The 23,194-nt window shown below is 47.6% G+C and carries 25 protein-coding genes, 1 pseudogene and 1 riboswitch; of the genes and pseudogenes, 21 read left to right on the forward strand and 5 right to left on the reverse strand.

Going from position 1 to position 23,194, the window contains the following annotated elements:
* Window positions 1-693: 693 nt before the first annotated feature.
* The 3 genes and pseudogenes from C5471_RS20570 to C5471_RS20580 form a co-directional block, all read right to left on the reverse strand.
* Window positions 694-1,107 carry an avidin/streptavidin family protein gene (locus C5471_RS20570; RefSeq protein ID WP_133812502.1) on the reverse strand — a complete coding sequence of 138 codons (414 nt, stop codon included), beginning with the start codon at window positions 1,105-1,107 and terminating at the stop codon, window positions 694-696.
* 387 nt (window positions 1,108-1,494) lie between these two features.
* On the reverse strand, window positions 1,495-3,006 hold the full coding sequence (locus tag C5471_RS20575; RefSeq protein ID WP_133812503.1) for a trypsin-like serine peptidase: 1,512 nt from the start codon (window positions 3,004-3,006) through the stop codon (window positions 1,495-1,497).
* A gap of 420 nt (window positions 3,007-3,426) precedes the next feature.
* Window positions 3,427-4,022, reverse strand: a pseudogene (locus C5471_RS20580) (molecular chaperone TorD family protein).
* A gap of 333 nt (window positions 4,023-4,355) precedes the next feature.
* Window positions 4,356-4,542, forward strand: a riboswitch (cobalamin riboswitch).
* 113 nt (window positions 4,543-4,655) lie between these two features.
* Between C5471_RS20580 and C5471_RS20585 the strand changes: the two are divergent.
* From C5471_RS20585 to cobT, 21 genes are read left to right on the forward strand one after another with little or no spacing between them, the layout of a single operon-like run.
* Complete coding sequence (locus C5471_RS20585) at window positions 4,656-6,038, forward strand: cobyrinic acid a,c-diamide synthase CobB (RefSeq protein ID WP_133812504.1); 1,383 nt, start codon at window positions 4,656-4,658, stop codon at window positions 6,036-6,038.
* On the forward strand, window positions 6,035-6,994 hold the full coding sequence (cbiB, locus tag C5471_RS20590; RefSeq protein WP_133812505.1) for an adenosylcobinamide-phosphate synthase CbiB: 960 nt from the start codon (window positions 6,035-6,037) through the stop codon (window positions 6,992-6,994). The genes C5471_RS20585 and cbiB overlap by 4 nt, the downstream gene beginning before the upstream one ends.
* 15 nt (window positions 6,995-7,009) lie before the next feature.
* Complete coding sequence (locus C5471_RS20595; protein ID WP_133812506.1) at window positions 7,010-7,642, forward strand: cobalt-precorrin-8 methylmutase; 633 nt, start codon at window positions 7,010-7,012, stop codon at window positions 7,640-7,642.
* Window positions 7,639-8,775 (forward strand): cobalt-precorrin-5B (C(1))-methyltransferase CbiD, encoded by a 1,137-nt coding sequence (cbiD, locus tag C5471_RS20600; protein WP_133812507.1) that lies wholly within the window; start codon window positions 7,639-7,641, stop codon window positions 8,773-8,775. Before C5471_RS20595 ends, cbiD begins: the two co-directional genes overlap by 4 nt.
* Window positions 8,772-9,365: a cobalt-precorrin-7 (C(5))-methyltransferase gene (locus C5471_RS20605; RefSeq protein ID WP_133812508.1), complete on the forward strand. Its 594-nt coding sequence runs from the start codon at window positions 8,772-8,774 to the stop codon at window positions 9,363-9,365. The genes cbiD and C5471_RS20605 overlap by 4 nt, the downstream gene beginning before the upstream one ends.
* Entirely contained in the window at window positions 9,362-9,931 is a 570-nt protein-coding gene (locus C5471_RS20610) for a decarboxylating cobalt-precorrin-6B (C(15))-methyltransferase (RefSeq protein WP_133812509.1), read from the forward strand. The genes C5471_RS20605 and C5471_RS20610 overlap by 4 nt, the downstream gene beginning before the upstream one ends.
* Complete coding sequence (locus tag C5471_RS20615; protein WP_133812510.1) at window positions 9,924-10,697, forward strand: cobalt-precorrin-4 methyltransferase; 774 nt, start codon at window positions 9,924-9,926, stop codon at window positions 10,695-10,697. The genes C5471_RS20610 and C5471_RS20615 overlap by 8 nt, the downstream gene beginning before the upstream one ends.
* Window positions 10,678-11,739 carry a cobalt-precorrin 5A hydrolase gene (gene cbiG, locus C5471_RS20620; protein WP_133812511.1) on the forward strand — a complete coding sequence of 354 codons (1,062 nt, stop codon included), beginning with the start codon at window positions 10,678-10,680 and terminating at the stop codon, window positions 11,737-11,739. Before C5471_RS20615 ends, cbiG begins: the two co-directional genes overlap by 20 nt.
* On the forward strand, window positions 11,733-12,458 hold the full coding sequence (locus tag C5471_RS20625; RefSeq protein ID WP_036840078.1) for a precorrin-3B C(17)-methyltransferase: 726 nt from the start codon (window positions 11,733-11,735) through the stop codon (window positions 12,456-12,458). The genes cbiG and C5471_RS20625 overlap by 7 nt, the downstream gene beginning before the upstream one ends.
* Entirely contained in the window at window positions 12,455-13,240 is a 786-nt protein-coding gene (locus tag C5471_RS20630) for a cobalt-precorrin-6A reductase (protein WP_133812512.1), read from the forward strand. The genes C5471_RS20625 and C5471_RS20630 overlap by 4 nt, the downstream gene beginning before the upstream one ends.
* A gap of 13 nt (window positions 13,241-13,253) precedes the next feature.
* Window positions 13,254-14,048, forward strand: coding sequence for a sirohydrochlorin cobaltochelatase (gene cbiK, locus C5471_RS20635; protein ID WP_133812513.1), 795 nt, complete (start codon window positions 13,254-13,256; stop codon window positions 14,046-14,048).
* Window positions 14,048-14,761, forward strand: a complete 714-nt coding sequence (locus C5471_RS20640; protein ID WP_133812514.1) for a cobalt-factor II C(20)-methyltransferase — start codon at window positions 14,048-14,050, stop codon at window positions 14,759-14,761. Before cbiK ends, C5471_RS20640 begins: the two co-directional genes overlap by 1 nt.
* Window positions 14,762-14,764: 3 nt before the next feature.
* Window positions 14,765-15,496 carry a cobalt ECF transporter S component CbiM gene (gene cbiM, locus C5471_RS20645; protein WP_133812515.1) on the forward strand — a complete coding sequence of 244 codons (732 nt, stop codon included), beginning with the start codon at window positions 14,765-14,767 and terminating at the stop codon, window positions 15,494-15,496.
* A gap of 1 nt (window position 15,497) precedes the next feature.
* On the forward strand, window positions 15,498-15,779 hold the full coding sequence (locus tag C5471_RS20650; protein ID WP_036848061.1) for an energy-coupling factor ABC transporter substrate-binding protein: 282 nt from the start codon (window positions 15,498-15,500) through the stop codon (window positions 15,777-15,779).
* Complete coding sequence (locus C5471_RS20655) at window positions 15,766-16,443, forward strand: energy-coupling factor ABC transporter transmembrane protein (RefSeq protein WP_133814166.1); 678 nt, start codon at window positions 15,766-15,768, stop codon at window positions 16,441-16,443. The genes C5471_RS20650 and C5471_RS20655 overlap by 14 nt, the downstream gene beginning before the upstream one ends.
* A gap of 13 nt (window positions 16,444-16,456) precedes the next feature.
* Complete coding sequence (locus C5471_RS20660; RefSeq protein WP_133812516.1) at window positions 16,457-17,260, forward strand: ATP-binding cassette domain-containing protein; 804 nt, start codon at window positions 16,457-16,459, stop codon at window positions 17,258-17,260.
* An 11-nt stretch (window positions 17,261-17,271) separates the two neighbouring features.
* Complete coding sequence (locus C5471_RS20665; RefSeq protein ID WP_133812517.1) at window positions 17,272-18,810, forward strand: cobyric acid synthase; 1,539 nt, start codon at window positions 17,272-17,274, stop codon at window positions 18,808-18,810.
* Window positions 18,807-19,352, forward strand: a complete 546-nt coding sequence (gene cobU / locus C5471_RS20670; RefSeq protein ID WP_133812518.1) for a bifunctional adenosylcobinamide kinase/adenosylcobinamide-phosphate guanylyltransferase — start codon at window positions 18,807-18,809, stop codon at window positions 19,350-19,352. The genes C5471_RS20665 and cobU overlap by 4 nt, the downstream gene beginning before the upstream one ends.
* Window positions 19,349-20,095: an adenosylcobinamide-GDP ribazoletransferase gene (gene cobS / locus C5471_RS20675; RefSeq protein WP_133812519.1), complete on the forward strand. Its 747-nt coding sequence runs from the start codon at window positions 19,349-19,351 to the stop codon at window positions 20,093-20,095. Before cobU ends, cobS begins: the two co-directional genes overlap by 4 nt.
* 9 nt (window positions 20,096-20,104) lie before the next feature.
* On the forward strand, window positions 20,105-20,722 hold the full coding sequence (locus C5471_RS20680; RefSeq protein ID WP_133812520.1) for an adenosylcobalamin/alpha-ribazole phosphatase: 618 nt from the start codon (window positions 20,105-20,107) through the stop codon (window positions 20,720-20,722).
* 4 nt (window positions 20,723-20,726) lie between these two features.
* Window positions 20,727-21,791: a nicotinate-nucleotide--dimethylbenzimidazole phosphoribosyltransferase gene (gene cobT / locus C5471_RS20685; protein WP_133812521.1), complete on the forward strand. Its 1,065-nt coding sequence runs from the start codon at window positions 20,727-20,729 to the stop codon at window positions 21,789-21,791.
* A gap of 734 nt (window positions 21,792-22,525) precedes the next feature.
* On the opposite strand, the gene C5471_RS20690 is transcribed toward cobT, so the two are convergent.
* A complete protein-coding gene (locus C5471_RS20690; protein WP_133812522.1) occupies window positions 22,526-22,930 on the reverse strand; it encodes a hypothetical protein in 405 nt (134 codons plus the stop codon).
* Between the two features lie 43 nt (window positions 22,931-22,973).
* Window positions 22,974-23,194 (reverse strand): transposase (locus tag C5471_RS20695; protein WP_207627396.1); only part of this gene is annotated, 221 nt, incomplete at its 5' end.

Genomic DNA, 23,194 nt, shown 5'->3' on the forward strand with positions numbered 1-23,194 from the left:
CCGGGTGCTTCATACACACCCTTACCGGAAATATATCCAGTGGCATCCACATTCCCGTTTACAACACCGCCTGATTTTGGGTAAGCACTTTTTGCCAATGCCACCGTTTCCGACAAACCAAGGTTTTATGTAATCCATGAACTGACAGTAATCTTTACCAATGCAGCTTACTAAAGCATTAAACGGAACTAAAAGTGGCAAAAATCGGGTATATTCGTGGATCAATAAATAACCAAAAATGACGATTATGGAGGCCAGCATTGCGATCGGTTAAATAATGCTCTTCTTTTGGGTTAAAAATAGACAAAATAAATCACATATATTGGTAGGTTATGGCGCATTCCAAATCATGGTAGGAGTGGCATGATGATTTATCATAGCATCAATTTTCTGGTGTATTCTGAAAGATGATTTGGCGATAAATGCGCAGAACCTCTTGAGCATTCCAATAAATCTTATCTGTCTATTTTTCGCTCATGCTTATATGGGATTGCAGATTAGTGAAAGTTACTATAATTTTTCTGACACTCATCCCCGATCATATATGACTACTCGATATATTCACGTTGTAGTTAATAATCAAATATTCTGGTGGAGATCGAAAAATGAGTTTTTGGGGAATAGAACAGGTTTCGCTATGTGGAAAATAATAAACCCCCACACGAAGGCGGGGGTATAAATAAAAAGATGAATTTAATTCTTATGATTATTCCTTACGAAGGTATCTGCTCCTGCATTTATTGGATTCCATCCGTTACTCTTACTGGTCATCATCCATAGAGTGGTGATTTTGTGTTCTTCATTGATTGATCTTTTTGGCACTTGACCAACCCATGCAGTTATTGCCGCTGAATGCCATTTTACCATAAAAACGATGAGATCTCCGAGCAAATGTCCTGTAATTGTACCTTTATGAGCTCTTCCGTCTGTGCCTACGCTACTGCAATATATACCATGAAAATTCTGAGTTTTTTTATCCAGCTTAATTTCCATTGTAGAGCGAAGTTCATTAATCCATGATCCAGATATATCTATATCTGGATCTCTTGTTCCTGCACTTGCTTCTATATCTGTATCGACGAGTCCGAGAATTTCTTCAAGTAACATACAATTTACCCTCTAAATAGTGTTATTGAGCATTTTTAGCATCGTAATGACAATTATAAGTATAGTTCGTACTTTTATATTTTGTATTATTTTTATGAAAAAAATAACTTTTTGATATATATATAAATAACCAAGATAAGTGTTGGTTAATATATTTTTTTGTGGATATGATTTATTATGAAAATAATAACAAATAGGTTTTTTATAAATTTAAAATAATTTCTTTAATTAAGTAGGGATATCATCTGTGTATTTATCTTTATTCATATTATTTAAGGTGGTGTGTATCACATAAAATCTGAATAAAATAGAGGTGTTCTAATTGATAGCATTTAGTATTTTCGTAAAAACAAAAAAGGCCAGCAAACGCTGGCCGATTTTAAAAACTTATTTCTTAACACCGAAATCAAGATAATTTATTGGGCCTTTATTACCCGCCTGATCCAATCCATATACACAAAAACGTACTGGGGAGTCTTTCTTCATAAGAGAAATCGGTATTCTTCTATAGATAGAATATCCCGTGTCATCGTCACATTTCGTAGATTCCAGAGGACCTGATTTTATACGTAAGTCAACAATTTCCCATTGATTAAATATGGGATTAACAACCCATCGGTCATCCGCTTCAAAAACTAATCTTATTGCGGGTTTTATTGATGGAGGAGTGTTATCAATTTCACGTAATTTTACTGACGCGTTGGATGTATCCTGCCAGCGCTTATCTTCTGTATGTCGTCCAATAACGCACATGGTGTAAATCCCTTCTTTCGAAGGTGTCTGGAGTTTATCCAGCGGTTGCTCAGTGACTGAGAAGGGTTTGCTGTACCCTTTAGGGTTTGAACAATCGGTATTACTCGCAAGTCCTTTTTTATAGCGGATTTTGTCAAAACCATTCTCACCAAGTCGTAAATTCCATGTGGCAGCGTTGCCGTTAACGGTACTCTGGGTAATAAGAGAACCGCTAGCGCTAATGGTGATCCCTTTGCCATCGTCAAGTTTATTTAAATCCAGTTTTCCATCATGGGTAAATGCATGTGCAATTTTATTAACAGGCATATAGTAACTGGTGCCTTCGCGAGAGTAACCTTTATCATCGACTAATTCACATGGCCGACCAAGCCCACAACCACTGTAACCCGGCGTGACGGTGGTATTTAATACGCCAATTATCTTGGATTGATTTTTTAATATGACCGGCGAACCCGAGGTTCCGCCAGAAACACCAGCACAATCAACAGAAACACTTGGCGTCCAATTCCATACATGTTCATACAGGAGCGGTGTTTCTCCAAGAATGTGGCAGTCGGAATATCGCAGATAACGTTTATCACTCTCTACGCCATTGACAGGGATATGAGCAAGTTCAATCGCCTGACCTGATGGCTTAAGTTCTTTTTGTAATGTCACCGGCAGTATTCCACGCTTTGCCAGTTCTCCATAAGTTGCTTTCAATCTGAAAACCGCCAGGTCACCGCCTTTCATGGTTGCGTATAAAACTTTATCAATATCAACAGGTTGATGTCTATCGATCAAGTCAATAAAGTAATTTGGTGTAAACGTCCAACCAGGACCGGCAGGTTGATCAATAATGACTTCGTTTGTGTCTAAGGTATCGTCAAGACAATGGCCTGCGGAGAGAATAAGCGCCTGTTGATTGGCGTCCGGTTTTTCTGAGCCGGCAATGAGTGTGGCGGTACAGAGGCCATTCGTTCTTAATTTTCCAACATGTTTAAATCGATCTGCACCCGGATCGGTCGATTTTAATAGCGGAGCTTCGTTGCTGGTGTTGTATTGCAGATGAGCAATATGCTCATTTTTGCCTTCAGGGAGTGTTTGTGCGAAGCAATTTGTTGACACAATCCCTGTAATAAGAGTAGTTAAAAATATTTTTTTCATATTATGACCTCAGGTTGTTTACATTTTTAATATTTCCATGTAAAGGAAACCGACGTTCAATGAAGTGAAAATCACCGCTAAACTTTTTTGGGATTTTAATAAATCCTCTATTTGGGGTATTTAATGTTTACTAATTTATGAATTAATAGACAGTTTTTCTTAACGTGTGAAATCATTCTATTTTGCGTCTGTTCTCCTTACCCAATAATAAATAACATAAAAATCATTTAAACTGTTTTATATACGGCAATAGGGCTATAACGTTCAATGGAACGAAAGCTAACTATGAGGGTTTTTGGGTATTATGTATGATACAAATGATGAGTTGATTAAATTGATTTTAAGCTCCGTAGGAATGTAGATTTGTTCGCAATTGCTTAATTTTCCATCCGGAGCATTTATTGCAGAATAATAAAAATTTTAACGGAACAATTCCAGTTTTGCCGGCATCAACTCCAGTTCAGTTTGTAGTGTTTTCAAATAGTCAATAGCCATAGTGGCTAAAATGGGATAAAAATTATTTTCCAATTTGGCCTCCTCAGTCAGTGCCAGATAACGATACGCCCACGGCAGTAAGTGCTGTTCCAATAGGGTACGCGTAGCAGGTTTATGTCCTTGTTCCAAAATATAAACCAGGGCCAGCAGCATCAAGCCGAATTGATCTTCCGGTTCCCGTTGTTTACTGGAGATGATCATATTTTGTTTCGCCAGAAATTCCCGGTAAGCCAATGTACTTTCGCCTAATAGCAAGTTTTCTCTGTCCAGATAAACGGATCCCCAAGGCGGCGCTGGCATAGTGCCTTGCCCTTCGAACAGGATAGAATAGTCATATTGCAGGAATTCCGCAGGCAAAGTAGCGATTTTTCTCGTCAGGTTTTCTATTTTACCGCTATCCGGCCAGGGAAATAATTTATCAATATCTGCAAGTAATGGAATTAGCGGACGGACTTGTTCTGACAGCGGTGAGTAATAAAACAGGCACCAAGAATGCGGGGTACAGTGGTATCTAATAACATCGGCAGCTCTCATTGTGATTTGGTTATACTGAGGGTATAAGAAGCTATTTTATGACAAACATCATCATAAGCTTATATGATGTGAATAGATAGTTGATTATGATCAACGATTAATCTGCTGCGGTGTTGTTACTATCTTTGTCATCAGATCGGCGGTAGTTTTTGTTATAAATCGTATAAATTTATCGTCGAAAATAATAAATCCAACCGTCTTCTTGATGTGAAGAATATATATTTAATTTGCATCTTAATTCAATAGGGTTAATAAGGTTATTGTGATGGAAATGGATGTATATCATTAGCCATCTAATAATTTAATAAATAGATTACGTTAAAAATAAACCGCTGTCAGGTTAACACTGCACCTCAATGGTGTGGTTGGGAAGGAGGTGAGAATCCTCCGCAGCCCCCGCTGCTGTGATGCTGACAACTCCGCTGATGCCACTGGTCGGAATGACTGGGAAGGTGGCGGGGAAGGATGACGCTAAGCCAGAAGACCGACCTGACAGGTATGAGACATTCAACTCCTTCGGAGGGAAGCGGGTTGTCATCCAATGGATGTGTGCAGTGCTGATGCTGCGTTAGGCACGTCTTGTTGACACCTATTCTCGGTCGATATATCGGGAATTTTTTATGCAACAGTCAGGCAAGAAGGCATTTGTTATTGCAGGTACGGGGAGTGGTTGCGGTAAGACCACGGTTACCCTTGGCATTTTGCGGGCGTTGATGCGGCGCGGGTTGGCTGTCCAACCGTTTAAAGTGGGGCCGGATTATCTGGACAGCGGCTGGCACAGCGCGGTGTGTGGTGTGGCATCCCGCAATCTTGATGCGTTTATGCTGCCAACAGCAACTTTAAATGGTCTTTATAATCAGCATATGCGCCATGCTGACGTAGCGGTCATTGAAGGTGTGATGGGGTTGTATGATGGTTATGGTACGAACCCGAATTATTGCAGTAGCGCTGCAATGGCGAAACAGTTGGGATGCCCGGTGATTTTGCTGGTAGATGGTAAGGCGGTATCCACTTCTGTTGCGGCGACTGTTCTGGGTTTTTGTCGTTTTGATCCCTCTCTGACAATTGCGGGCGTTATTGTTAACCGCGTCAATTCTGAAAACCATTTCGAACTCATCCGTCGTGCCATTGAACATTATTGTGGTGTCCCGGTGCTGGGGCGTTTGCCCGTTATGCAAGATGTGTCGTTGCCATCCCGCCATCTGGGTCTTATTCCTGCTCAGGAACAGGTTGCCGATGATGCCCGCTGGCAGCGGTTGGCTCAACAGGTTGAAGCGTATATCAATCTTGATCGTCTGTTGGCGCTCTGTGATTGTCCTGCTTCACCGGAAGGTGAGGTGCCAGCGTTGCCTGATCCCGCATTGGCTGACGGCCTGACGCTGGCGTTGGCGGATGATGAAGCGTTTAACTTTTATTATCCGGATAATCTGGAAATGCTGGAACGGGCAGGGGTACGTATCCAGCGTTTCAGCCCACTGCATGATCGCCGTCTGCCTGATTGTCAGATGATTTATCTGGGCGGTGGCTACCCGGAAATCTATGCCGCTCAATTGGCTGCCAATAGTGCCATGCGGGACGCTTTACAGGATGCGCATTATCGTCAGGTTCCCCTTTATGCTGAATGCGGTGGCCTGATGTACCTTGGCAGGTCGTTGACCGATGGAGAAGGGAAGTGTCACCAGATGGCCGGCCTTTTGCCGGGAGAAAGCCGTATGGGGACGCGGCTGATGCGCTTCGGTTACTGTCAGGCACAAGCCCGTTGTAGCACTTTGCTGGCCGCTGCGGGCGAGGTTTTACGGGGCCACGAGTTTCATTATTCTGATTTTATCAGTTCGATCCCTTCGGTCTTTGACTGTACGAAATGGCGTGACGGTATGGCAATACAGCAATGGGCGGGGGGCTATCAGGTACAGCAAACGCTGGCCAGTTATCTTCATATCCATTTTGCCCAGCGTCCTGGTCTGCTTGATCGCTGGTTGATGTCTGCGAGGGGGCTATTGTGACACTTGCTGCCTGGTTTGCTGCTTTCTTGCTCGATAGTTGGCTGGGTGATCCGCCACATTGGCCTCATCCGGTACGCTGGATCGGCCATCTGATTTCATCGGTACAACGAGCTGTCCGGCGCGGTTGCCACAATGAACGCGCATTGAAAGTCGGTGGAGCCGTGTTGTGGGTAGTCGTTGTTGGGTTGACCTGGCTGGTGAGCTGGGGATGCTTATGGTTGATGAACTCCATTCATCCCTGGATTGGCTGGTTGGCCGAAGTGTGGATGATTTATACCCTGTTGGCTGGCCGTTGTTTGAGTGATGCGGCTTTGGCGCTACATGGTGTGTTACAGCAGGGTTCTTTGGATGAGAGTCGTCAGCAATTGTCATGGATTGTCGGGCGCGATACCTCTCAACTGGATGCGCCGCAAATCACGCGGGCGGTGGTGGAGACAGTGGCGGAAAACAGCGTTGACGGTGTGATTGCGCCACTCTTTTTCCTGATGATTGGTGGTGCGCCGTTGGCAATGGCTTACAAAGCAGTCAATACCCTTGATTCCATGGTGGGATACAAAACGCCGGAATACCGTGCGATTGGATATGTCTCGGCCCGTATGGATGATCTGGCGAATTGGTTACCGGCGCGGTTAAGTTGGCTGTTGCTGAGTGCGGCGGCCTGGTTTATCCGGGTTGATTTTCGTCAGGCCCTGAGTATTGGCTGGCGTGATCGTTATCAGCATGCCAGTCCCAACTGTGGCTGGCCTGAAGCGACGGTTGCGGGTGCCTTGGGTATCCGCCTTGGTGGTCCGAATGACTACTTTGGTGAACGGGTAGATAAACCCTGGATTGGTGATGAACGCCGTGAAATCGCGCTGACGGATATCCCGCTTAGTATCCACTTGATGATGATAGCTTCGCAACTGGCCTTACTGTTGTTTGCGTTGCTGCATTTACTGTTGGTCGGAATAGCTTAGAAAAGGGCAATGAATATGAACTATCTCCAAAAACCTCAGCAAATTGAACAGAATAGCTTTGCAATCATTGGTGACATTATTGCCCGTGAGCGTCCCGATTATCGTTTTGTTGATGAGATGCAGGAAGCGGTGATTAAACGGGTGATCCACACCACCGCAGATTTTGACTGGCTGGATATTTTGTGGTTTGCACCGGATGTGCTGACCCGTATTACTGAGGCACTGCGCCGGGGGTGCATCTTGTATACCGATACCACAATGGCTCAATCCGGTATCAACAAAACGTTGTTACAGCAAATGGGCTGTGAGTGCCGTTGCTATATCAGTGATCCGCGTGTGGTAACGATGGCGAAAGCGCAGGGTATTACCCGTTCTATGGCCGCGGTAGATGTCGCATTGGCTGAGGAAGGCGACAAAATATTTGTGTTCGGTAATGCTCCGACAGCGCTGTTCCGCTTGCTGGAAAGACGGGCTTCACCATTGGCGGTGATCGGGGTACCGGTCGGATTTGTCGGCGCGGCAGAATCGAAAGCGGCGTTGATGCAAAGCGAATTGCCTTATATCGCAGCCGCAGGCCGCAAAGGTGGGAGCAATATCGCGGCGGCGATTATCAATGCCATTCTGTACCGGTTGCAGGAGGCACAATGAGCGATACGATGCAATTAGACAGCATCTGGCATAACGGTAAGCAGTATCGCAAAGGTTATACCACCGGTTCCTGCGCCACTGCCGCCGCCAAGGTTGCCGCATTGATGGTGTTGCGCCAGCAAGTTATTGACCATGTTTCTATTGTTACCCCTTCCGGCGTGACATTGCGCCTTAACGTCGAACAGCCACTGATTGAAGGCCAACAGGCTACTGCCGCTATCCGTAAAGATGGTGGCGACGATGTGGATGCGACTCATGACATGCTGATTTTTGCCCGTGTCACTCTCTGCGATCACGGTGAAATCCACCTGAGCGGCGGGGAAGGTGTTGGTACGGTTACCCGCAAAGGTGTCGGGTTGCCGGTAGGCAGTGCCGCCATTAACCGTACACCACGTCAGACTATTGAGGCGGCGGTGCGGGAGGCTATTGGCCCGATGCGGGGAGCGGAAGTGGAGATCTTTGCACCGGAAGGTGAAGAGCGGGCAAAGAAAACCTACAACGGCAAGTTGGGGATACTTGGCGGTATTTCCATCATTGGCACCACCGGTATTGTCACGCCAATGTCGGAGGAGAGTTGGAAACGTTCACTGGCGATCGAGCTGGAAATGAAACGTGCAGCGGGAGCTGAGAAAGTCATTTTGGTTCCCGGCAATCACGGCGAGCGGTTTGTCCGTGAGCAATTGAAGCTTGATGGTCAGCTGGTGGTGACGATGAGTAACTTTGTCGGCTACATGTTGCAGGAAGCGGTTCGGCTTGGCTTCCGCCATATCATGTTGGTCGGGCATCCCGGCAAACTGGTGAAGGTGGCCGCAGGGATTTTTCATACTCACAGTCACATTGCTGATGGCCGCATAGAAACATTGATTGCCTATCTGGCCTTGATGGGGGCACCGCAGGCACTTCTGTTGGAGGTGAATCGCTGCGATACCACGGAAGCCGCAATGGAACTGATTGCGGAGTATGGCTTGCAAGCGGTTTATGACCGTATTGCCGAACGAATTGGGGAACGGATGAGCGAGATGTTGCGTTTTGCCGTTAACCCACCGCGCTGTGACGCCATTATGTTCTCCTTTGATAATCAGATCCTCGGCACCAGCCGTCCATTGAATGACATTTTGGAGGAGATGAGATGATCACTGTTGTCGGTATTGGTCCCGGTGATACGGCATATCTGACGCCACAGGCCCAGCACTATATCTCTGACGCGGAGGTACTGGTCGGCGGCAGGCGTCATCTGGAAATATTTAGCGGTATCACCCATGAAACCCGCATATTGGATGCCGATCTTGCCAGTTTGCTGGTCTGGCTACAAAACAACAGTACACGTCATATTGTGGTATTGGCGTCCGGTGATCCGTTGTTGTACGGCATCGGCAAATTGTTATCTGAATATTTTACCGCAGATGATCTGCGCATCATTCCGGGTATCAGTTCAATTCAGTATCTGTGTGCCAAAGCGGCGCTGGATATGAACGATATCTATCTGACCAGCAGTCACGGGCGTACCCCAGATTTTGACTGGATTTTGCAACACGACAAAGTAGCGATGGTAACTGATGGGCGCGTCGGCCCGCGGGCAATTGCGGAGGCCATTATTGCGCGTGGCCTGAGCCGTACATTGATTATTGGTGAAAACCTCTCTTTGCCTAATGAGCGTATTCACCGTCTGCGGCCAGAAGCGGTGGCGACTGACTATGACATGAACGTGGTGGTGATCTTATGAGAGATGACGAATTTTTACGCGGACAGAAAGTACCGATGACCAAAGAGCCGGTTCGTGCACTGGCATTGGAGCGGTTGGAGTTGAATCATGCCAGCCAGTTGATTGATGTGGGAGCGGGTACCGGCAGCGTGGCGCTGGAGGCGGCGCTACGATTCCCGGCGCTGACGGTCACCGCTATTGAACGTAATCCGGCGGCACTGGCGTTGATCGGGGAGAATCGTCAGCGGCTGGGTTGTCATAATGTGGAGATCATAGCCGCAGAAGCCCCATTGACGTTGGATGTAATGGCAGACGCGGTATTTATTGGCGGTAGTGGGGGCCAATTGACGGCACTGATCGACTGGGCGCTGGATCACATGTACCCCGGTGGACGTCTGGTGCTGACGTTCATTTTGCTGAATAACCTGAATGACGCGCTGGCACATTTGCGGACATGCCAGATAAGTGATTTAGAGTGCATACAGTTACAAGCGTCTACTCTGGCATCACTTGGCAGCGGCCACTATTTCAAGCCGAATAATCCGACTTATCTGATTTCTTGTTACAAGGAGCAGATCGATGTCTGAACATTTTGATCCTCGAAAAGTCTGGTTTGTGGGGGCCGGGCCGGGTGATAAGGCGTTGATCACCCTGAAAGGCTATCGTTTATTGCAACAGGCGCAGGTGGTGATTTATGCCGGTTCACTGATTAACACTGAATTACTGGAATATTGTCCGCCAGAAGCTGAGTGCCATGACAGCGCCAGTCTGACGCTGGAACAAATTGTTGCACTGATGGTGGATGGCGTACATGCGGGTAAATTGGTGGTTCGGCTGCAAACCGGCGATCTCTCATTATATGGCTCCATTCGCGAGCAGGGGGAAGCCTTAACCGATGCCGGTATTGGTTTTGTCTCGGTGCCGGGCGTCAGTGCTTTTCTGGGGGCAGCGGCGCAGTTAGGGGTGGAGTACACCGTACCGGAAGTGTCACAAAGTCTGATTATTACTCGTATTGAGGGACGTACACCGGTCCCCCCGTTGGAACAGCTGGAATCCTTTGCTGCCCATCAGACTTCAATGGCGATTTACCTTTCTGTGCAGAAGATGGGGCATGTGGTTGAGCGTCTTCAAGCCGGTGGTTACCCGGTCACAACGCCGGTCGTGGTGATATACAAGGCGACGTGGGCTGAAAGTCTCATCGTGCGCGGTACGTTGGCCGATATCGCTGAGAAGGTACGGGCAGCGGGTATCCGTAAGACGGCTTTGATTCTGGTTGGTGCTTTCCTGGGAGAGGAATATCACTATTCCAGGCTCTACGATGCGGGGTTTAGCCATGAATATCGCCGGGCATGAATCGATCGCGGTGTTCTGTTTGACACCGGGCGGGGTCAGATTGGTACAAAGGTTGAGAGCGCATCTGCCTCTGACCTGTTTTACCAGCGAAAAGCTGCTAGAGCCGGGGTTTATTCCTTTTAATGGCAGTTTTGGCGACACCTTGCGCGAGGCATTTAAGGATTATTCGGCGCTGGTCGTGGTGGCGGCTTTGGGTATCACCGTAAGAATGATTGCTCCACTGATAAACGACAAAATGCATGATCCGGCAGTAGTGGTGATTGATGAAGGTGGTCGGCATGTTATCAGTTTGCTATCCGGTCATGTGGGGGGAGCTAATGCATTGACTCATTATCTGGCGGAACGGCTGGGGGCCGATCCGGTGATTACTACCGCTACGGATATTAACGGGGTGGCGGCGCTGGATACGCTTGCCACTCAGTTAAACGCGGATATGCAGGATTTTCGCCATGTGGTGAAAGTGGTAAACCAAATGCTGGTCAGTGGTCAGAAAGTCGGGCTGTGGTGGGATGAATTACTACTTAGCGAACGTGAACATTTTGATACCCGTGGTTTTGTCCCGATAGAGCATCTGGAGGCATTGCCTGAACTGGATGTGCTGGTGTGTGTCACGTTGCGCGATCCACTGCCCGAACTGCCTCTGCCGGTTTATAAGCTGGTGCCGAAACGTGTTGTAGCTGGGATCGGCTGTCGTCGGGACACTCCGTTACAAACACTGGTTGAGCTATTGCAACAGCAAATGGCGGAAAATCATTTTGATCTGATGGCCCTGAGTGCCATTGGTAGTGTTGTCATCAAGAAGGATGAGCTGGCGTTGAATCAGCTTGCACGGCGTTGGCGTGTACCGTTTAAGTTGTTCAGTGTTAATGAGTTAAGTCGCCATGAGCAACGTTTTCCTGCTTCCGATTTTGTCCGCCGGACGGTAGGGGTTGGCAGTGTTTCACAACCTGTTGCTTGGTTGATGAGCGAAGGGAAACTGGTTGGCCGGACCTTGCGTCAGCAGGGCGTCACTATCACTTTGGGGGTATCACAATTATGTTAACCGTAATCGGCATTGGGCCGGGCAATGAATCTATGATGACGCAGGATGCCATTGCGGCGATCCGCGAAGCTGAAATTATTGTCGGCTATAAAACCTACACCCATTTAGTCAAACATCTGACGATGGATAAAGAAGTGATTAAGACGGGAATGTGTAAGGAGATTGAACGCTGCCAAACCGCGATTGATCTGGCGTTATCCGGTCGTAAAGTGGCGTTGATCAGCAGCGGGGATGCGGGGATCTACGGCATGGCCGGTTTAGTGCTCGAGTTGGTTTGCCAGCAACAGTGTGATCTTGAGGTCAAACTGGTGGCCGGGATCACCGCCAGTATTGCCGCAGCTACGTTACTGGGGGCACCGTTGATGCACGATTTTTGTCATATCAGCTTGAGCGATTTGTTGACACCGTGGCCGGTGATTGAGAAACGTGTTATTGCCGCAGCGCAGGCCGACTTTGTTGTTTGTTTCTATAACCCACGCAGCCGTGGTCGTGAAGGACACCTTGCCAAAGCGTTTGAACTTATGAGCCCATGGAAAGATCCGCATACGCCGGTGGGGGTGGTAAAAGCCGCCGGGCGTAAAAAGCAGGATAAATGGATTACCACTTTCGGCGAGATGGACTTTTCACCGGTGGATATGACCAGTCTGGTGATCGTTGGCAATCATACTACCTATTGCCGTGATGGACTGATGATCACACCACGGGGGTATGAGCTATGAGCCATCCGGCTATCCATGTTTTCGGCGGTACCAGTGACGCCCGGCTAATTTGCCGGGCACTGGACGCGGCAGGAGCGCGTTACCGTCTCTCTGTTGCTACCGATGCCGGGAGGCAACTGGCGGGTGATATTCAGGGAGAGGTGATGGTGGGGCGAATGGATGCCGAGGCGATGGTGCACTATTTTGATCAGCATCAGGTAGGTTGGGTAATTGATGCGTCACATCCTTATGCAGACGCATTAACTCACAATGTAATCGCAGCCTGTCGCCAATTGTCACTGCGGTTTACCCGTTATCAACGTCCCAGTGAGATTGACTTACTGAATCACCCGTTGTTGCACAAAGTCGATAGTGTGGAGGCCGCTTGCGACGTTGCCCGGACTCTGGGGCCGCGGGTATTGCTGACCACCGGCAGTAAACAACTGGCGCTGTATCAGCGCTTACTGCCGGAAAAAACCTTACTGGTACGGGTATTGCCGACGGCTGAGGTACTGGTTCAGTGTGAGACGCTGGGGTTGGGGGTCGATCATATTATCGCATTGCGTGGACCATTCACGGCTGAATTCAATCATGCATTGTATGAGTTTTGCCGCCCTGATGTCGTGATCACGAAAGAATCCGGTGCGGAGGGGGGATATCAACAGAAAGTGGCTCCCTGCCTGGCACTCAATATTCCCTGTATTGTTGTGTGCCGTCCTGCACAGACCTTACAGACGAATGAAGGAGAACAGATTAGTTCGCTGGATGAGTTTGTCCAACACCTGACCCAATGGCAGGAATAACGAGGGCAATAAAATGAAAAAAGCACTGTTAATCATCAGCTTTGGTACCAGTTATCAGCAGACTCGGCAAAAGAATATTGATGCTTGTGAGCGTCAATTGTCGGCTGCTTACCCTGATCGTGATCTGTATCGTGCATTCACTTCAGGAATGATCATCCGCAAATTGCAAAAACGTGATGGCCTACAGGTGGATAACCCACGTCAGGCGCTGGAACGTTTGGTCAATGAAGGTTATCAAGATGTGGCTATTCAGTCCCTACATGTTATCAACGGTGACGAATATGAGAAGATCGTCAGTGAAGTAAGCGCCTTTAGTAAGCGTTTCCAACGTTTGGTTGTGGGTACCCCGTTGCTTAACAGTTTTGCCGATTATCAACAACTGCTTATTGCCTTGGAAAATCAGATGCCGCCACTGGCTGCGGATGAGCGTGTGGTGTTTATGGGCCACGGCACCTGTCATCATGCGTTTTCTGTCTACGCGTGCCTTGATCACCTGATGAGTTCCCTTAATTTTCCGGCATTGGTGGGGGCGGTGGAAAGTTACCCGGAAATCGGCCATCTCATCATCCGCTTGCGGCGGCAGGCCGTGCGTAAGGTACATTTGATGCCGTTAATGCTGGTGGCCGGCGATCATGCAATCAACGATATGGCATCAGACGAGCCAGACTCCTGGCGTTCTCAGTTGGAAGCCGTTGGGATCAGCACGCAATCCTGGTTACAGGGATTAGGCGAGAATCCACTGATCCGCCAAATGTTTGTTCAACACCTGGACGCCGCGTTGCAGTCAGATCAGCGGGAGGTGGCGTGATGAAGGGAAGACTTTATGCCATCGGCGTCGGTCCTGGCGCCAGTGATTTGATTACCGTACGGTCTGCCCGGATACTCGCCCGCCTTGATGTGCTTTATGCACCCGCTGGGCGTAAAGGCGGAGATAGTCTGGCGCTCTCTATCGTGCGTGAATACCTGTTACCACACACTGAAATTCGCACCTGTCATTTCCCGATGAGCAGTAACGGCGAAGAAAAACAGGCGGTATGGGATGAAGTGGCGCAACAACTGAAAGATGAAGTGGCCCAGGGGCGGCAAGTTGGGTTTATCACATTGGGTGACGCAATGCTGTTCAGTACCTGGGTCTTTTTGCTGGCGCGCATTGGCAGGCAGGAATGGCTGGAAATTGTGCCGGGTATTACTTCTTTTGCCGCTATTGCCGCGCGAGCCGTACTGCCGCTTGCCATGGAGCAGCAATCAATGGCGGTCATGTCCTGTACTGCGCCGGAAGCTGAGTTGGAACAGGCATTGCAAACCCATGATTGTGTCGTGCTGATGAAAGTTTATAACCGTTTTGCCACCGTACGTGCGTTGTTGGCACGCTTGAATTTATTCGAACATGCCCTGCTGATGGCAGATGCTTCATTGCCGGGTGAGCAGTGCTGGCGTTGTCTGGATCAGGTAGCTGCCGATCAGCCGCTACCCTATTTCTCCACCATTTTGGTGAATAAACAATGGCATACCAAGGAGTAAATTATGGAACAACAGCTAAAGAAACTCTCGTTGACCGGGTTGGCAATGGCAGTCTTGTTGATGTTGGTGCCGGAGCAAGCCTTTGCCATGCACGTAATGGAAGGTTTTCTGCCTCCGATTTGGGCATTGGCTTGGTGGGTTCTGTTTTTGCCTTGTCTGTTTATGGGGTTGGTACGATTGAGACAGATTGTCAGTGATGACAGTAACCAGAAAGTGCTGCTGGCGTTGTGCGGGGCATTTATTTTCGTGCTGTCCGCATTGAAAATTCCATCAGTTACGGGTAGTTGCTCTCATCCGACTGGGGTAGGTCTGGCGGTGATCTTATTTGGTCCTTCGGTTGTTGCAGTACTTGGGGTCATTGTACTGTTATTTCAGGCGTTGCTACTGGCGCATGGTGGTCTGACAACCCTTGGCGCTAATGGTATGTCAATGGCCGTGCTTGGTCCGGTTGTGGGTTATTGGGTCTGGCGTTTGGCCAATAAAATCGGCTTCCGGCGTGATGTTGCCGTGTTCCTCTGTGCCATGATCGCGGATCTGGTGACCTATTTTGTCACATCGGTGCAGTTGGGGGTGGCTTTCCCAGAGCCTGAATTCGGTATTAGTGGTTCTATCGTTAAGTTTATGAGTGTGTTCTGCCTGACTCAGATCCCGATTGCAATTGCTGAAGGTTTACTCACCGTACTGATTTACGATCAGTTAACTAAACGTCATCTTATCCACGTCAGGAGTCATTAACATGAAAAAGACCATTACCTTGCTGTTGGTGTTAATCGCGTTGGTTATTCTGCCGTTCTTTATTAACCACGGAGGCGAATATGGCGGCGCTGATGGAGAAGCAGAAGCGCTGATTCAGGTCACTGCTCCAGACTATGAACCCTGGTTTCAGCCGCTGTATGAGCCGGCCAGCGGAGAGATTGAAAGTTTACTGTTCACCTTGCAAGGCTCATTAGGAGCAGCGGTGATCTTCTATATTCTGGGTTACTACCGGAGTAAGCGCAGTGAGCATGTTGGGAATTGATCGACTAAGTTATCAAAGCCGCTGGCGGCGGGTTGATCCGATGGCAAAACTGGTGCTCTATGGCTTGTTTCTGCTACTGGCGATGATCAGCCCGCCGTGCTACCAGGCATTGCTATTGCTGGTGATTGCGGCGCTGACCTGTTATCTGTTACGGATCGGGCCACGTCGCTATCTGCTTTGGTTATCTGTACCGTTATCATTCTTATTGGTGGGACTGATAGCCATTGTGCTATCGGTTTCCCGTCAGCCGGACGCCCTGTGGTGGGGCGTTCAGGCAGGGCAGTTTTGGTTCGGGATTGATAAAGCAGGGCTGATAACCGCCAATCAGACAATGTGGCGTAGCCTGGCAGCATTGGCGGCTACCTTCTGGTTTGTGCTTAATACCCCGTTTCCACAATTGATCCAACTGTTGAAACGTTGTCATGTCCCGGATCTATTAACGGAACAGATCCTGCTGACTTGGCGTTTTATCTTTATTTTTATTGATGAGGCGGCGGCGATCCATCGTGCGCAATCCCTGCGGTTTGGTTACACATCGTTGGGAAGTGGCTACCGTTCACTGGCAATGTTAGTGAGTATGCTATTTACACGTGTGATGATCCGTTATCAGCAAATGATTGTTTCGCTGGATATCAAACTTTATCAGGGGAATTTTCACCTGTAAGGACAGGATCCCGATGTTAGCGACCCGACAGTTAAGTTTCAGTTATCAGGATGAACCCATCTTACAAAATTTGACCATGGATTTTAGCCGACATGCCGTTACTGGCCTGGTAGGGGCAAATGGCTGCGGCAAATCCACGTTGTTTATGAACTTGAGCGGCATTCTGCGTCCCCAACAGGGTGAGGTTTTATGGCAAGACCAGCCTATCGGCTATGGTAAAGCCCATTTGCGGGCCTTGCGCCAGCGGGTGACGACGGTATTTCAGGATCCGGAACAGCAAATTTTCTATACCGATATTGACAGTGATATCGCTTTCAGTTTACGTAATCTTGGCATTGATGAGGCGCTGATTGCGCAGCGTGTTGAACGGGCACTGGCGCTGGTGGACGCTCATGAATTCCGTCATAAGCCGATCCAACATCTGAGTCATGGCCAGAAAAAACGAGTCGCGATAGCGGGGGCATTGGTGATGGAGGCGGAATATCTGCTGTTGGATGAACCGACTGCCGGGTTGGACCCTTCTGGCCGACAACATATGATCGCTATCATCGAACGCATTGTGGCAGAAGGAAAACGGGTGATTATTTCCAGCCATGATATCGATTTAATCTACAACGTCTGTGATTATCTGTACGTACTATCCCACGGTAAATTGGTTTGTGCCGGTGAAACTGCCGAGGTTTTTCTGCAACATGAACAGTTGCAGGCTGCTGGACTGGTGCAACCTTGGTTGGTTAAGATCCACAGCGAACTGGGGTTACCATTGTGTAAAACTGAGGAGCAACTTTTTGCTCTGCTACGTCAGCGTAATAATTAAGGAAATGACATATGAGTCTGTCTTTAATGTTGCAAGGTACGGCGTCCGATGTTGGGAAAAGCATATTGGTTGCGGGATTATGCCGTATCTTTGTTCAGGATGGTTATCGCTGTGCGCCGTTTAAGTCACAGAATATGGCGCTGAATTCTGGTATCACTGCTAACGGTGAAGAGATGGGGCGGGCGCAGATTTTTCAGGCGGAAGCGGCGGGTATAGAACCTGATGTACGAATGAACCCGATATTGCTAAAACCCACCAGCGATTGTAAGGCTCAGGTTGTATTGATGGGAAAAGTGGCCTGTAGCATGAATGCGGTGGAGTATCACCAGTACAAGCCCCGTTTGCAGCAGCAAATCTGTGAAGTTTTTCACAGTCTGGCTAGTGAATATGACGTAATGGTGCTGGAAGGTGCCGGTAGCCCGGCGGAGATCAATTTGCGTGATCGGGATATTGTCAACATGGGAATGGCGGAGATGGTTGATGCGCCTGTGCTGCTGGTGGCGGATATCGATCGTGGCGGCGTATTTGCGGCCATTTACGGTACGCTGGCACTGTTACTGCCGGAGGAGAAAGCACGGATCAAAGGGGTGATCATCAATAAATTCCGTGGTGATATCAGCCTGCTCCAGCCGGGTATTGAACAGATTGAAGCCTTAACCGGGGTGCCTGTGCTGGGAGTGATGCCTTGGCTGAACATTGACTTGGAAGATGAAGACGGCGTAGCGCTGCAAACCGGTAAATATGATGGTGCAGCCGAAAAAGCGCTGGATATTGCCGTGGTTCGTTTGCCTTATATTGCCAATTTTACCGACTTTAACGCACTGGCGATGCAACCGGATGTTCGCTTGCGCTATGTGACTCAACCATCAGAGTTGCAATCGTCGGATCTGATTATCTTACCTGGCAGCAAAAACACGCTGGGCGATCTGCGATGGTTGCGACAGAACGGATTGGTGGATGTTCTGTTGACGGCACATCAGTCTGGTATTCCGGTTATCGGTATCTGTGGCGGTTATCAAATGCTGGGGAAGCGAATTATCGATGGAGTGGAATCAGGTATTGACCAGATGGATGGTCTTGGATTGCTGGATGTGGAAACCCGGTTTGCCCATGAAAAAGTGACAACCAGGGTAAACGGTAGCTGTCTAGTGGCGTTGCCGGGATTGTTATCAGATTGCATTGAACAACCCGTCCGTGGTTATGAGATTCACATGGGAAGTTCGTTATTGGGGGCGGATGCAACACCGTTTGCCTGTATTACCGATCGTAACGGTCAATCCGGCAGTTGGTTTGATGGTGCGGTCAATCGGGAGGGTAGTGTGATGGGCAGTTATATTCATGGCCTGTTCGATAGTACTCATTTTACTCGTGCTCTGCTTAATGCTTTGCGTCAGCGCAAAGGATTGATGGCTTATCAGGGAGATACATTGGATTATACCGACTACAAACAGACACAGTTTGACCTTTTGGCGCAAGCCATGCGCGAACATCTGGATATAGAACGAATTTATCAGTGTATGAAAAGCCATCAACAAGGTTCGGTACCGTGATTTTGATTACCGGCGGCGCTCGCAGTGGTAAAAGTGTGCTGGCGGAGAAACTGGCGGCACAAGCCAGTGAGCAGGTGTTGTATATTGCGACTGCTGTGGTGACAGACAGCGAAATGGCTGAACGTATACGACTGCACCGTGAAAACCGGCCAGCCCATTGGCGTACATGGGAGGGCTATCGTGATCTTGGTGCGGTCATTACCACGCAAACCCAGCCGGGAGAAGCGGTCATTCTTGAATGTATTACGACATTGATTACCAATCTATTATTTGATCAGGCCGGAGAGACTTCACCTGAACAGATGGATTTTGCTGTATTGGAGGTGGAGATTCAGCAGCAAATTAGCGATCTGTTAGCGGCTTGTGCTGGCGTGACTTCACCGATATATCTGGTGACTAACGAACTGGGTATGGGCATCGTGCCGGAAAACAGACTGGCGCGCCATTTCCGTGATATCGCAGGAAGAGTTAACCAGCGGCTGGCGGCGGCGGCCAGTGAGGTATTTCTGATGGTTTCGGGGATTGAGGTAAAAATTAAATGAATCTGCGTCTGTTTCTTGCCACCTTGCAATTTATGACTCGTATCCCAGTTCCGTCACGTTGGACACAGGGCGTGGAAATGGATCAATACGTGCGTGGTATTGCCGGTTTTCCATTTGTCGGTGTGATCGTCGGTACACTTGCTGCGGTTATTTTTACCCTGCTTGCGCCTTGGTGTGGTGTGCCGCTGGCGGCATTAAGTTACGTATTAGTGCTGGCATTGCTAACGGGGGCGCTTCATCTTGATGGTTTGGCGGATACCTGTGATGGTGTGTTTTCCGCACGTAGCCGGGAAAGAATGCTGGAGATTATGCGTGACAGCCGTTTGGGAACTCACGGCGGGCTGGTGTTGATCTTCCTTATTCTGGCGAAAGTGCTGGTGGTGAGCGAATTGGCTCTGCGTGACGTCCCGATGTTGGTGACCTTAATCGCTGCGTCAGTGGCGGGCAGGAGTGCGATTGTGTTGTTAATGTATCGCCAACGTTGTGCCCGTGAAGGGAACGGGTTGGGGAATTTTTATATTGGCCGGGTTAATGGTCATCAGGCAGCGTTAACATTGTTGAGTGGGATGGTATTGATTGCTCTGCTGACTGGAGTGCCTGGTGTGTTGGCATTGGTGATCACGCTGTTGGTTATTGGATTACTGGCAATTTATTTGCATCGTCGTCTGGGGGGACAGACCGGAGATACCCTTGGTGCATCAGTGGAAATTGGGGAGCTGGTGTTTTTACTGGCGCTATTGTGAGCCACGTTGATGCGACTATTTTTGGTTCGGCATGGTCAGACGGAAGCGAATTTGAGCGGTGTTTTCTGTGGTATGACCGATGTGGAACTCACCGAAACGGGGATAAATCAGGCTCGGCAAATAGCCCGTTATCTATCCGCCGTGACATTTTCGCAAGCGACAAGCAGCATGTTACGGCGGGCGCGTCATACTGCGGAGATTATTCTGGTAGACTGCACATTATCGGCCAGTATCGATACGCAACTCAATGAAATGCATTTTGGCGCATGGGAAATGCGCCACCATCACGATTTACAATATGAAGACGCGGAAGCTTGGGCTGTTTGGTTAGCCGACTGGCAACAAGCGTCTCCTACCGGTGGTGAAACCTTTCCTGCATTTGCTGCACGTATAGAAAATGTGGTGCAGCAGCAGCTGAAACAGGACAGTCAGGATAATGTGTTGTTGGTGGCTCATCAGGGTGTACTTGGCCTGTTATTGGCGCGTTTGCTGGCTATGCCGCCTTCTGCCATGTGGCACTTTCATTTTGAACAGGGTGCATACAGCGTAGTAGAAATCCACCATGGATTTACTACGTTGCGTACATTTAATAGCCGGGCTTGCTGGCAACCTGAGACGCGGGAATAACACCATGCAAACACCTTCATCAATCTCATTTTCATCGATCATTAGTGCGATTGTGCCGCTGGATAGCGAGGTTATGGCGCGTACTGCTACCCGATTGGATGGATTGCTTAAACCAACAGGTAGCCTTGGGCGTTTGGAACATCTGGCGATTCAACTTGCCGGAATGCGGGGATTATCGGGCCATCATATTGATCGTAAACAAATCATTGTGATGGTGGCTGATCATGGGGTTTATGACGAAGGTGTCACCATATCGCCCAAATCAGCAACGGCTATTCATGCCCAGAATATGATGAAAGGGATCACCGGTGTCTGCGTGCTGGCGGCGAATGTGGGTGCAGAGGTTAAAGTTGTGGACGTGGGGATTGACAGTGATCCGTTGCCGGGACTGGTGGACATGAGGGCAGGGCGTGGCAGTGGCAATATTGCTTATGGACCGGCCATGAGCCGTCAACAAGCGGAAAATCTGTTGCTGGCAAGCGCACACCTGACGCTGGAACAAGCCGCAGATGGCGTGAAACTGTTTGGTGTGGGTGAATTGGGTATGGCGAATACCACCCCGGCGGCGGCTGTGGTTAGTGTTTTTACGAACCACGATCCACAACAGATTGTAGGTATTGGGGCTAATTTTCCAAGTGAACGTTTGCATCATAAAATGGCGGTTGTGCAACAGGCGATTGAAATCAATCGGCCTGATGCCAGAGATGGCATTGATGTATTGGCAAAGATCGGTGGTTATGATTTGGTGGGTATGGCGGGCGTAATGCTTGGTGCGGCCTCGGCTGGGTTGCCGGTGATTCTGGATGGTTTTCCTTCTTACGCGGCGGCATTGGCCGCTTGTTGTATTGCTCCTGATGTTCGTCATTACCTGATACCTTCACATTTATCGGCAGAGAAAGGATCAATCATTGCGTTGCGGCACTTGCAACTGGAGCCTTATCTGCATCTGGACATGCGTCTGGGAGAGGGCAGCGGCGCGGCGCTGGCTATGCATCTGGTGGATGCGGCTTGCGCTACGTATAACAATATGGGACTGCTAGCTGAAAGTAATATTGTGTTGCCGTTTTAATTGTCAGGATAATTTAATAACCCGCATTGATTGCTGGCAAGTATTAAATCCCACGGTTTTGTTGAATAAGATCTCACATACGATAAATTCGTTTATCGTATTCCTTTTACTGCACGGATTGACTTATGAAAAACATTGGGCAGTCACCTGTTAGGGTTGTAAATTACAGGGCTCCTCCGTTTGGTGGAGTTATAATCAACGTGCTTATGTTGAGCTTTACTTTGGTATAGTTAAAACACTTCCGGCACTTCCTAACGCTGTCTACTTCTTCAAAGTTCTAGCTTGGTTTTTATTTTAAAACGGAAGTAAAGTATTGATAATTTTAATTCTGTTATGAAATTAATAGAATGACCGAATAAAAATAAAAAAGATGTTGTTGTTAATAAGTAAACAAAAAACATTAATGGAATTCCATATGCTTTTCCACTGAAAAACATTCCTAATATTATGAATGAGCAAATAAGTGTTGAATATATTATTGGCATGGCTACTTCTTCGCCTCTAAACAATAAATAATGACAAAAACAATCTGTTTTACTTTTATATTTATCATAAATGTAGGGGTTGTCTTTATGAAGAATCAGAAAATTTCTCTTTATCTTAAGCAATTATTTTAAGGTGAATCCGCTATTTAATATTAATTTTCTTAAGTCAGTTAAGTTCATTTATTTAGCTATTAAAGTATCAAGTGGTGGATGTAAATTTAAACTTTTGATAGATGACATATATAAACTTCATGATGATTGAAATTTAGTTTTTATTTTAAAGCGAATATAAAATGTTGCTAATTTTAATCCTAATATGAAATTACAATTAACAGAGTAGCTGAAATAAAATAAAGCTGATGTTGTTATTGATAAGTAAACAAAAGTCATCAATGGAATTCCATATGCTTGCCCACTGAAAAACATCCCTGATATTATAAATAAGTTAATTAGTGTTGAATATATTAATGGTGTGGCGATTTCTTCACCTATAAGTAACAAATATTGACAAAAACAATCCGTTTTACTTTGGTATTTATCATAAGTATCAGGATCATCTTTATATAGAATAATAAAGTTTCTTTTTATCTTGAGTAATTCTTTTAAGGTGAACCCGCTATTTAATATTAATTTTCTTAAGTCAGTTAGATTCATTTATTTAGACTCGATTTATTTGATTATATATACCCAAGAAACTTCAAGATGCAGTTTTTAGTACCTGAAAATGGTCGTTAATTCTAGACATCAGCGAGTCCGCTATATCAGGTAGCGTTGTGGTGAAAAATTTGAACACTTTGTCTCGAAATTCATGTTTATCAGCGAAATAACGGTTATTTCGAACATGTTCATTCATGACCTTCCATAATCGCTCTATCGGGTTTAAATTGGGGCTATAGGGAGGAAGGTAATGTAACTCAA

Origin of the sequence: Photorhabdus tasmaniensis (assembly GCF_011189505.1) — a bacterium.
Lineage (GTDB): Bacteria > Pseudomonadota > Gammaproteobacteria > Enterobacterales > Enterobacteriaceae > Photorhabdus > Photorhabdus tasmaniensis.